Raw genomic sequence first — 9,344 nt, forward strand, 5'->3', positions numbered from 1 at the left:
GGCGCGCCGTTTTGGGTGGCTGGGCTAACTCAGCGTAAAAGGGGGGGACGGAATAAGCCGCTCCGCCCGCAGGCGCGCGGCCGCCTTGGGCGGCCGCGCGGATTGGCAGGGCACGGGCGATGCCGCCCTCAGCCCGGGGTGTAGATGCTGTTCAGGCGGGCGCGCTCTTGCGCGCTCATGTTGCGCACCTCTGCCTGCACCTCGTCGCGGGTGAGCGCGGTGCCTTGCTTGTACCAGCCCGGCGTGCCCAGATTGCGATAGGCCAGGAACCACTTGCCTGGATCGGCCTTGGCGGCGGCCAGCTCGCTGTCCACCTGGGCCCGGCTCTTGCCGCCGGTTGCGTGTTCGGGCGCGATGGCGTAGCCGATCTCGGTATCGGTCTGGTGCCAGACGTTCGAGGCGCTGGCGGCGAAGGGCAGGGCGAGCGCGGCGCAGAGCGACAGGGCGGCGGCGTGACGGGTTTTCATCAGGATCTCCTTACGGCGGTTGACGTTGACGGACCGGCGAAGGCGCCAGCCCGGTACACGCTTCGTGTTAAGCGATGACGACAACTTTACGGATCTGATCGCGTCAATTCGCCAACGCGCCGATTACGAATTCGTAATCGGCGCGACTGTCCCGAAACCCGCGTGTTTCCTGGCTTCGCGCCGACCCATGGCAGAGACGGAAACCTTACGGAAATGTCATTTTTCTGTCGAGGTTCTGACGAGGCCCGTTCGATACAGTGCCGCCAGATGCCTATCCCAGCCCGGCTGCGCGGGCCCGCCACTCCCTTCCCCTGACAGAATCATGCGCCCATCCCTGATACCGCTGGCCCTGGCGGCCGCCCTGCTGGCCGCGCCGGCCTGGAGCCAGCCGCCCGCTTCGTTCCTGGCGCCGCCTTCGACCGCCATTCCGCCCTCCAGCGATCAAGCCGCCCCCAACGCGCCGCTGACGCTGGAACAGGCCCTGTCCATCGCCTTCGAACGCAGTCCCCTGCTGGCCGCAGCGCGCAACGAAGCCGCCGCGACCGAAGGCGAATTGCAGCAGGCGGGCCTGCTGCCCAATCCCAGCATCGACGTCAGCATGGACGATCGGCGCAAGGCATCGCGCACGACCACCACCACGCTCAGCATGCCGATCGAGACCGGCGGCAAGCGCGGCGCGCGCGTCAAGGCCGCCGGACTGGCGCGCGACATCGCGCAGACCGACCTGGGCGCGGCCCGCGCCGATCTGCGCTCGACCGTGATCGCGGCCTTCTTCGACGTGGCCACCGCGCAGGAAACCGTGCGCGTCGCGCAGGAGAACGCAAGCATTGCCCAGAAGGCGCTGCAACTGGCCGACAAGCGCGTGGCCGCCGGCAAGGCGCCGCCGCTGGAAAGCAACGCGGCGCGCGTGGAACTGGCCAACGCCCGCATCGAAACACGCGCTGCCGAAGCGGCGCTGCAGACCGCCCGGCGCAGCCTGGCCGTGCTGTGGGGCGACACGGCGCCTGATTTCTCCAGCGTGCGCGGCGAAATCGGCAGACTGCCCGAGCGCGGCACGCTCGACGAACTACGCGGCGAGCTGGCGCAATCGCCGCGCATGCAGGCCGGCCGGCTGTCGGTGGACCTGGGCGCGGCGCAGTTGGAGGTCGAGAAGAGCAAGCGCTATCCGGACATCACGCTGAGCACGGGCGTGGCCCGCGACTACGAGGCCGGCCGCAACAAGGTCCAGTTCGGCGTCGGCATTCCGCTGCCGCTGTTCGACCGCAACCAGGGCAACGTCTATGCCGCCACGATGCGCTCATACAAGGCGCGCGACCAGTACCGCGACCTGGAGGCGCGGCTGGCGGCCGAGCTGCTGCAATCGGTCTCCCAGTTCGACCTGGCGGCGGGCGCGGCCAATGACTACCGCGCCACGGTGCTGCCCAGCGCGCGCCGCGCTTACGACAGCGCGCTCAAGGGCTTCGAGGCTGGCAAGGTCGGCTATCTGCAGGTGCTGGACGCCCAACGCACCCGCTCGCAGGCCGAACTGGGCTACCTGTCCACCCTGACCAACGCCTACCAGGCCTGGGCCAACATCGATCGCGTCCTCGGACGCTGACCACCACTACGCCATGACCATGCAAATCCTGCGTTTCCCCCCCGGCCATTCCCGCGCGCGGTCCCTGGCCGCCGCGCTGCTCACGGCCGCCAGTCTGTTGGCCGCCGCCAGCGCGGCCGCCGATGAAAAGCCCGCCAGCGCCGGCCACGCCGACCATGCGCCGACCGAAAAAGGCCCGCAAGGCGGCGTCCTGACCCGCGCCGGCGGCAACGGCGTCGAACTGCTGGTCAGCGAATCCGGTGGTACCTCGCGCCTGCGCCTGTGGGCCTACGCCGGCTCCAAGCCGGTCGCGACGGGCGAGATCAAGGCCCGCGTCCGCGTGCTGCGCCCGAATGGCGTCGTGGAAGAACTGCGCCTTGAGCCATCCGATGGCGCGCTGGTCAGCACCCAGGACATCGTCGAACCGCACTATTTCGAGATCGAAGCCGAGGTGAACTGGCCCGGCCAGGCCGAGCCGCTGAAGGCGTCGCTGGAAAAGGACGAAGGCCTGATCGCGCTCGCCGCCGAGCAGGTCGCCGCAGCCGGCATCCGCAGCGCCGCCGCCGCTCCCGCCGCGCTGGAAGCCACCTCGCAGTTCCCCGGCGAGATCAAGTTCAACGCCGACCGCACCGCGCACATCGTGCCGCGCCTGGCCGGCGTGGCGCAGGAAGCCCCGGTCGAGCTGGGCCAGATGGTCAAGAAGGGCGAGCTGCTGGCCGCGCTGTCCAGCACGGCCCTGTCCGACCTGCGCAGCGAATGGCTGGCCGCCGTCAAGCGGCGCGACCTGGCCGCCGCCACGCACCAGCGCGAGCTCAAGCTGTGGCGCGATCAGGTCACCGCCGAACAGGATTACCAGCAGGCGCGCACCGCCTTGCAGGAAGCGCAGATCGCGGTGCAGAACGCCGAGCAGAAGCTGGCCGCCGTGGGCGCCACGCCGCGCGCGAAGGACCTGAGCCGGCTGGAGATCCGCGCGCCGTTCGACGGCGTGATCGTCGAAAAGCACATCACGCTGGGCGAGGCGCTGGCCGACAACGTCAATATCTTCACGCTATCCGACCTGCGCACCGTCTGGGCGGAATTCTCGATCGCGGCCAAGGATCTGCAGGACGTGCGCGTGGGCGAGGCCGCCCGCGTCAGTTCGGCGTCCTTTGCCGGCAACGCGATGGGCAAAGTGTCCTATATCGGCTCGCTGCTGGGACAGCAGACCCGCACGGCCACGGCGCGCGTCACGCTGGAGAACCCCGACATGGCCTGGCGGCCCGGCTTGTTCGTCTCGGTCAACGTGGTGACCAGCCAGCGTGACGTGCCGGTGGCGATCGCCGCCGACGCGGTGCAGACGGTGGAAGACCTGCCCTCGGTGTTCATCGAAGTGCCCGGCGGCTTCCTGGCACAGCCGGTCAAGCTGGGCAAGACCGCGGGCGATCAGGTCGAAGTGCTGTCCGGCCTGGCCCCGGGCGTGCGCTACGTGACGGACAACGCCTTCGTGCTGAAGTCCGAGCTGGGCAAGGCCAGCGCCGACCACGCGCACTGAGCCAGGGGCTACATACATGTTTGAACGCCTGATCCGCTTTGCCATCGAACAGCGCTGGATGGTGCTGTTCGTCACGCTGGCCATGGCCGCCGTCGGCATCTACAACTACTCGCGGCTGTCCATCGACGCCGTGCCCGATATCACCAACGTGCAGGTGCAGATCAACACGGCCGCGCCTGGCTATTCGCCGCTGGAGACCGAGCAGCGCGTCACCTACCCGATCGAGACCGTGATGGCCGGCCTGCCCGGCCTGGAACAGACCCGCTCGCTGTCGCGCTACGGGCTGTCGCAGGTCACGGTGATCTTCAACGACAGCACCAACATCTATTTCGCGCGCCAGCTGGTCAACGAACGACTGCAGCAAGCGCGCGAGAATCTTCCCGAAGGCATATCGGCCACGCTGGGGCCGATCTCGACCGGCCTGGGCGAGATCTACTTTTGGACGGTCGAGGCCGAGGACGGCGCGCGCAAGCCCGACGGCTCGCCCTATACCTCCACCGACCTGCGCGAGATCCAGGACTGGGTGGTCAAGCCGCAGGTGCGCAACATTCCCGGCGTGACGGAAATCAATTCCATCGGCGGCTACGCCAAGGAATACCTGGTGGCGCCGAACACCGAGCAGCTGGCGTCCTACGGCCTGTCGCTGACCGACATCATGACGGCGCTGGACCGCAACAACGCCAACATCGGCGCCGGCTACATCGAGCGCAAGGGCGAGCAGTACCTGATCCGGGCGCCGGGACAGGTCCAGTCGGTCGATGATATCGGCAACGTGCTGCTCACCGCCGTGAACGGCCAGGCCATCCGCGTGCGCGACGTGGCCGAGGTGTCCATCGGCCGCGAGCTGCGCACCGGCGCGGCCACCGACAATGGCAAGGAAGTAGTGCTGGGCACGGCCTTCATGCTGATCGGCGAGAACAGCCGGACCGTATCGCTGGCAGTGTCAGATCGCATCGCCGCCATCAACAAGACGCTGCCCGAGGGCGTGAAGCTGATCACGGCCTACGACCGCAGCAATCTGGTCGACAAGGCCATCGCCACCGTCAAGAAGAACCTGCTGGAAGGCGCCACGCTGGTCATCGTGATCCTGTTCCTGTTCCTGGGCAACATCCGGGCGGCGCTGATCACGGCCATGGTCATCCCGCTGTCCATGCTGTTCACCTTCACCGGCATGGTCACGTACAAGGTCAGCGCCAACCTCATGAGCCTGGGCGCGCTGGACTTCGGCATCATCATCGACGGCGCCGTCGTGATCGTGGAGAACTGCGTGCGGCGCTTGAGCCATGCCCAGGCCCATCAAGGCCGGCCGCTGACCCGCAGCGAGCGCTTCCACGAGGTCTTCGCCGCCGCGCGCGAAGCGCGCCGGCCGCTGCTGTTCGGCCAGCTCATCATCATGGTGGTGTACCTGCCCATCTTCGCGCTGACCGGCGTGGAAGGGCGCATGTTCCACCCCATGGCGCTGACCGTGGTGCTGGCGCTGCTGGGCGCGATGATCCTGTCGGTGACCTTCGTGCCGGCGGCCGTGGCCCTGTTCATGGGCAACAAGGTGGCCGAGAAGGAAAACCGCCTGATGAGCTGGGCCAAGCGCCGCTACGAGCCGCTGCTCGACATGGCGCTGCGCCGCACGCCGCGCGTGCTGATCGCGGCAACCGTATTCATGGTCGCCTGCGGCGTGCTGGCCTCGCGCATGGGCAGCGAGTTCATTCCCAGCCTGAACGAAGGCGACATGGCGATCCAGGCGCTGCGCATTCCCGGCACCAGCCTGAGCCAGTCGCTGGAGATGCAGAAACAGCTGGAAGTACGCCTGAAAGAGAAATTCCCCGAGATCGAACGGATCTTCGCGCGCACCGGCACGGCCGAGATCGCCTCGGACCCGATGCCGCCGAACATCTCCGACGGCTACATCATGCTCAAGCCCATGGATCAATGGCCGAAGCCGCGCAAGACCCATGCCGAGCTGCTGGTCGCCATCCAGGAGGAAGCGGGCAAGATGCCGGGCAACAACTATGAGTTCTCCCAGCCCATCCAGCTGCGCTTCAACGAGCTGATCTCCGGCGTGCGCAGCGACGTGGCCGTGAAGATCTTCGGCGACGACAACGACGTGCTCAACCGCACGGCCGCCGAAGTGGCCGAGTCGCTGAACAAGATTCCCGGCGCGTCCGAGGTCAAGGTCGAGCAGACCACCGGCCTGCCGGTGCTCACCGTGAACATCGACCGCGCCCGCGCGGCGCGCTACGGGCTGAGTCTGGCCGACGTGCAGGACACGCTGGCGATCGCCGTGGGCGGGCGCGCGGCCGGCACGTACTACCAGGGCGACCGGCGCTTCGACATCGTGGTGCGGCTGCCGGAATCGGTGCGCGAGAGCATTCCCGCCCTGCGCAAGCTGCCCATCGCCCTGCCCAAGGCTGACGGGCAGGCGCAGACGGCCTACATCCCGCTGTCCGAGGTCGCCAGCCTGGACCTGTCGCCCGGCCCCAACCAGGTCTCGCGCGAGGACGGCAAGCGCCGCATCGTGATCAGCGCCAACGTGCGCGGCCGCGACCTGGGCTCGTTCGTGTCCGAGGCGGCGGACGTGATCGAACGCGACGTCAAGATCCCGGCGGGCTACTGGACCACCTGGGGCGGCACGTTCGAGCAGCTGCAATCGGCGGCCCAGCGCCTGCAGATCGTGGTGCCGGCCGCGCTGGCGCTGGTGTTCGCGCTGTTGTTCGCCATGTTCGGCAATGTCAAGGACGGCCTGCTGGTCTTCACCGGCATTCCCTTCGCGCTGACAGGCGGCATCATCTCGCTGTGGCTGCGCGGCATGCCGCTGTCGATCACGGCGGCGGTGGGCTTCATCGCGCTGTGCGGCGTGGCGGTGCTCAACGGCCTGGTGATGCTGTCATTCATCAACGGATTGCGCCAGGAAGGCAAGCCGCTGGACGAAGCGGTGCGCGAAGGTGCGCTGACGCGGCTGCGGCCGGTGCTGATGACGGCGCTGGTGGCCTCGCTGGGCTTCGTGCCCATGGCCCTCGCCACCGGCACCGGCGCCGAGGTGCAGCGCCCGCTGGCCACCGTGGTGATCGGCGGCATCATCTCCTCGACCATCCTGACCCTGCTGGTGCTGCCCGCGCTGTACCGCCTGCTGCACCGCAAGGACGCCGAGGAGCTGGAACTGGCCGAATCAGCCCGCGTGGCCCGCGACAACGCATGAGGCCAGGCGCGGCGGCCCACCCGGGTCCGCCGCGCCTTACGGAAATGTAATCGGGCCGTCGGCTATTCGTCGGCGCTCGATCGCTACATTGCCTGAATTCTTCCCCGATCGGTTATCTCCATGCATCTTCCCCCTCCGCCCACCGCCGCGCGCGCCCGCCGACCCGCCGTGCAGCTTTCGGTCATCGTGCCCTTCCTGAACGAGCGCGAGGTGCTGCCCGCCTGCCTGCAGCGCTTGAGGCGCGTGCTCGACGGCCTGAACGAGTCCTACGAAATCGTGTTCGTCGACGACGGCAGCCGCGACGGCAGCGCCGAGTTCCTGGCCGCGCGAGTCCGCGCGGAACCCGGCCTGAAGCTGCTGCGCCTGTCGCGCAACTTCGGCAAGGAGGCCGCCATGACCGCCGGCATCGAGCACGCCGTGGGCGCGGCCATCGTGATCCTGGACGCCGACCTGCAGGATCCGCCCGAGCTGATCCCCGACATGGTGCGCGCCTGGCGCGAGGGCGCGGACGTGGTCTGCATGCGACGCCGCAGCCGCGCCGGCGAGAGCTGGCTCAAGCGCGCCTCGGCCTATGCCTACTACCGGCTGCTGAACCGGCTCAGCAAGGCCGACATTCCCGCCGACACCGGCGACTTCCGGCTGATGAGCCGCAAGGCAGTGCAGGCCCTGCTGCAGCTGCCCGAGCGCTGCCGCTACATGAAGGGCATGTACGCGTGGATCGGCCTGCCCACCCGCATCCTCGACTACGACCGCGATCCGCGCGCCGCCGGCGCCACCAAGTGGAACTACCTGGGCCTGATGCGGCTGGCGATGGAGGGCATCACCTCGTTCTCCACCGCGCCGCTGCGCTGGGCCACCGGCCTGGGCGTGGCCGCCGCGCTGGCCGGCGTCGGGTTCGGCATCGTCATCACGATCAAGACCTTGCTGCTGGGCGAGGAAGTGCATGGCTATCCCTCGCTCATCGCCATCATCACCTTCCTGAGCGGCGTGCAGCTGATCACCATCGGCCTGCTGGGCGAGTACGTGGGCAAGACCTATATGGAATCCAAGCAACGGCCGGTCTACCTGCTGCGCGACGTGCAGCGCAGCCGCACGGCGGCATTGCGCCTGCCCGGATCCGAACCCGGCACGGCGGCGGCCCCGGCCTCCGGATACGCGCGCGACGACGCGGCCGGCCCGGCGCGCCAGGCCGCCGCATCCGCCGCCATGACCGGAGAGGGTCCGCATGCGGTCAACTTCTAAGGCCCTGCTGCTGGGCCTGGCGGCCATCCTCGCGGCGCGGCTGTTCGCCATGGCGGTCATGCCGCTGGCCGACACCTCGGAACCTCGCTACGCCGAGATCGCCCGCCTGATGGCCGTCACCGGCGACTGGGTCACGCCCTGGTTCGAGCCGGGCGTGCCCTTCTGGGGCAAGCCGCCGCTGGCGTTCTGGGCGCCGGCGCTGTCCATCAAGCTGCTGGGTCTGTCCGAGTTCAGCCTGCGCCTGCCGGCCTTCGCCGCCATGCTGGGCGTGCTGGCGCTGGTCCATGCCTTCGCCGCCCGCCGGTTCGGCGTCAGCGCCGCGCGCTGGGCCGCACTGGTGTTCGCCACCATGCTGCTGCCGCTGGCCAGCGCCGGCGCGGTGCTGACCGATCCCTACCTGGCGCTGGGCGTGACGCTGTCGATGACGTCTTTCCTGCTGGCGCGACGCGACGGCCCCCCGTGGTGGCGCTATGGCTTCTTCGTGGGTCTGGCGATCGGCCTGCTGTCCAAGGGGCCGTTGGCCCTGGTGCTGGTGGCGGCCGCCGTGCTGCCCTGGTCGCTGCTGCCCGCCGGACGCGCGCAGTGGCGCGCGCTGCCCTGGATCGGCGGCACGATCCTGATGCTGGCGCTGGCCCTGCCCTGGTACGTGATGGCCGAGATCCGCACGCCCGGCTTCCTCCAGTACTTCATCGTGGGCGAGCATTTCCTGCGCTTCGTCGACCCGGGCTGGCAAGGCGATCTGTACGGCACCGCGCACAAGCGGCCCTATGGCGGCATCTGGCTGGACTGGCTGCTGGCGACCATGCCCTGGGGACTGGCGGGCCTGTGGCTGTTCCTGCGGCCCGGCCAGGACGCGCCGCTGCGGACCCGGCTGGCGTCGCTGGCGCGCGATCCGCTGCGCGCCTACCTGCTGCTCTGGGGCCTGGCCGCGCCCGCGTTCTTCACGCTGTCCGGCAATATCCTCTGGACCTACGTGCTGCCTTCGCTACCGCCGCTGGCGCTGGCGCTGGGCGCCTGGATGGCGGACCATGCGCCGACGCAGGGCTGGCGCGCCCGGTTGCCGGCGGCGCTGATGCTGCTGACCCCGCTCGCGGCGCTGACGCTGGGCGCGCTGTCGCTCGCGCAGCCCGAACGCTACAAGACCGAAAAGCAGCTGGTGGCCCAGGCCTTCGCGCGCATGCAGCCCGGCGAGCAGCTGGTCTTCGTGGGCAGCAGGCCGTTCTCGGCGCGCTTCTATTCGCAGGGCGCGGCCGGCCAGCTTCCCATGGATGCCGTGGCGGGGGGGGGGGGGGGGGGGGGGGGGGGGGGGGGGGGGGGGGGGGGGGGGGGTTTTTT

At 69.2% G+C, this 9,344-nt stretch carries 6 protein-coding genes; 5 read left to right on the forward strand and 1 reads right to left on the reverse strand.

Annotated features, from left to right (window positions below):
* Positions 1 to 128: 128 nt before the first annotated feature.
* Positions 129 to 467: a DUF4148 domain-containing protein gene (locus tag ACEU5R_RS31345; RefSeq protein WP_103272073.1), complete on the reverse strand. Its 339-nt coding sequence runs from the start codon at positions 465 to 467 to the stop codon at positions 129 to 131.
* Positions 468 to 789: 322 nt separating this feature from the next.
* Between ACEU5R_RS31345 and ACEU5R_RS31350 the strand changes: the two genes are divergently transcribed.
* From ACEU5R_RS31350 to ACEU5R_RS31370, 5 genes are all read left to right on the forward strand, one after another.
* On the forward strand, positions 790 to 2,064 hold the full coding sequence (locus tag ACEU5R_RS31350) for a TolC family protein (RefSeq protein ID WP_392413749.1): 1,275 nt from the start codon (positions 790 to 792) through the stop codon (positions 2,062 to 2,064).
* 13 nt (positions 2,065 to 2,077) lie between these two features.
* Positions 2,078 to 3,574, forward strand: coding sequence for an efflux RND transporter periplasmic adaptor subunit (locus tag ACEU5R_RS31355; RefSeq protein ID WP_392413751.1), 1,497 nt, complete (start codon positions 2,078 to 2,080; stop codon positions 3,572 to 3,574).
* A 16-nt stretch (positions 3,575 to 3,590) separates the two neighbouring features.
* Positions 3,591 to 6,767 carry a CusA/CzcA family heavy metal efflux RND transporter gene (locus ACEU5R_RS31360; protein WP_392413753.1) on the forward strand — a complete coding sequence of 1,059 codons (3,177 nt, stop codon included), beginning with the start codon at positions 3,591 to 3,593 and terminating at the stop codon, positions 6,765 to 6,767.
* A 120-nt stretch (positions 6,768 to 6,887) separates the two neighbouring features.
* Positions 6,888 to 8,009, forward strand: coding sequence for a glycosyltransferase family 2 protein (locus tag ACEU5R_RS31365; RefSeq protein ID WP_392413755.1), 1,122 nt, complete (start codon positions 6,888 to 6,890; stop codon positions 8,007 to 8,009).
* The coding region (locus tag ACEU5R_RS31370) for an ArnT family glycosyltransferase (RefSeq protein WP_392413757.1) at positions 7,993 to 9,344 on the forward strand (1,352 nt) is incomplete at its 3' end. The genes ACEU5R_RS31365 and ACEU5R_RS31370, both read left to right, overlap by 17 nt.

The sequence above is a fragment of the Achromobacter sp. 413638 genome (assembly GCF_043119405.1).
In the GTDB taxonomy this organism is placed as follows: domain Bacteria; phylum Pseudomonadota; class Gammaproteobacteria; order Burkholderiales; family Burkholderiaceae_B; genus Achromobacter.

Bases quoted from the DNA above. Each gene is read 5' to 3' on its own strand.
- ACEU5R_RS31345 (WP_103272073.1), bottom strand. From the start codon at position 467: ATGAAAACCCGTCACGCCGCCGCCCTGTCGCTCTGCGCCGCGCTCGCC.
- ACEU5R_RS31350 (WP_392413749.1), top strand. From the start codon at position 790: ATGCGCCCATCCCTGATACCGCTGGCCCTGGCGGCCGCCCTGCTGGCC.
- ACEU5R_RS31355 (WP_392413751.1), top strand. From the start codon at position 2,078: ATGACCATGCAAATCCTGCGTTTCCCCCCCGGCCATTCCCGCGCGCGG.
- ACEU5R_RS31360 (WP_392413753.1), top strand. From the start codon at position 3,591: ATGTTTGAACGCCTGATCCGCTTTGCCATCGAACAGCGCTGGATGGTG.
- ACEU5R_RS31365 (WP_392413755.1), top strand. From the start codon at position 6,888: ATGCATCTTCCCCCTCCGCCCACCGCCGCGCGCGCCCGCCGACCCGCC.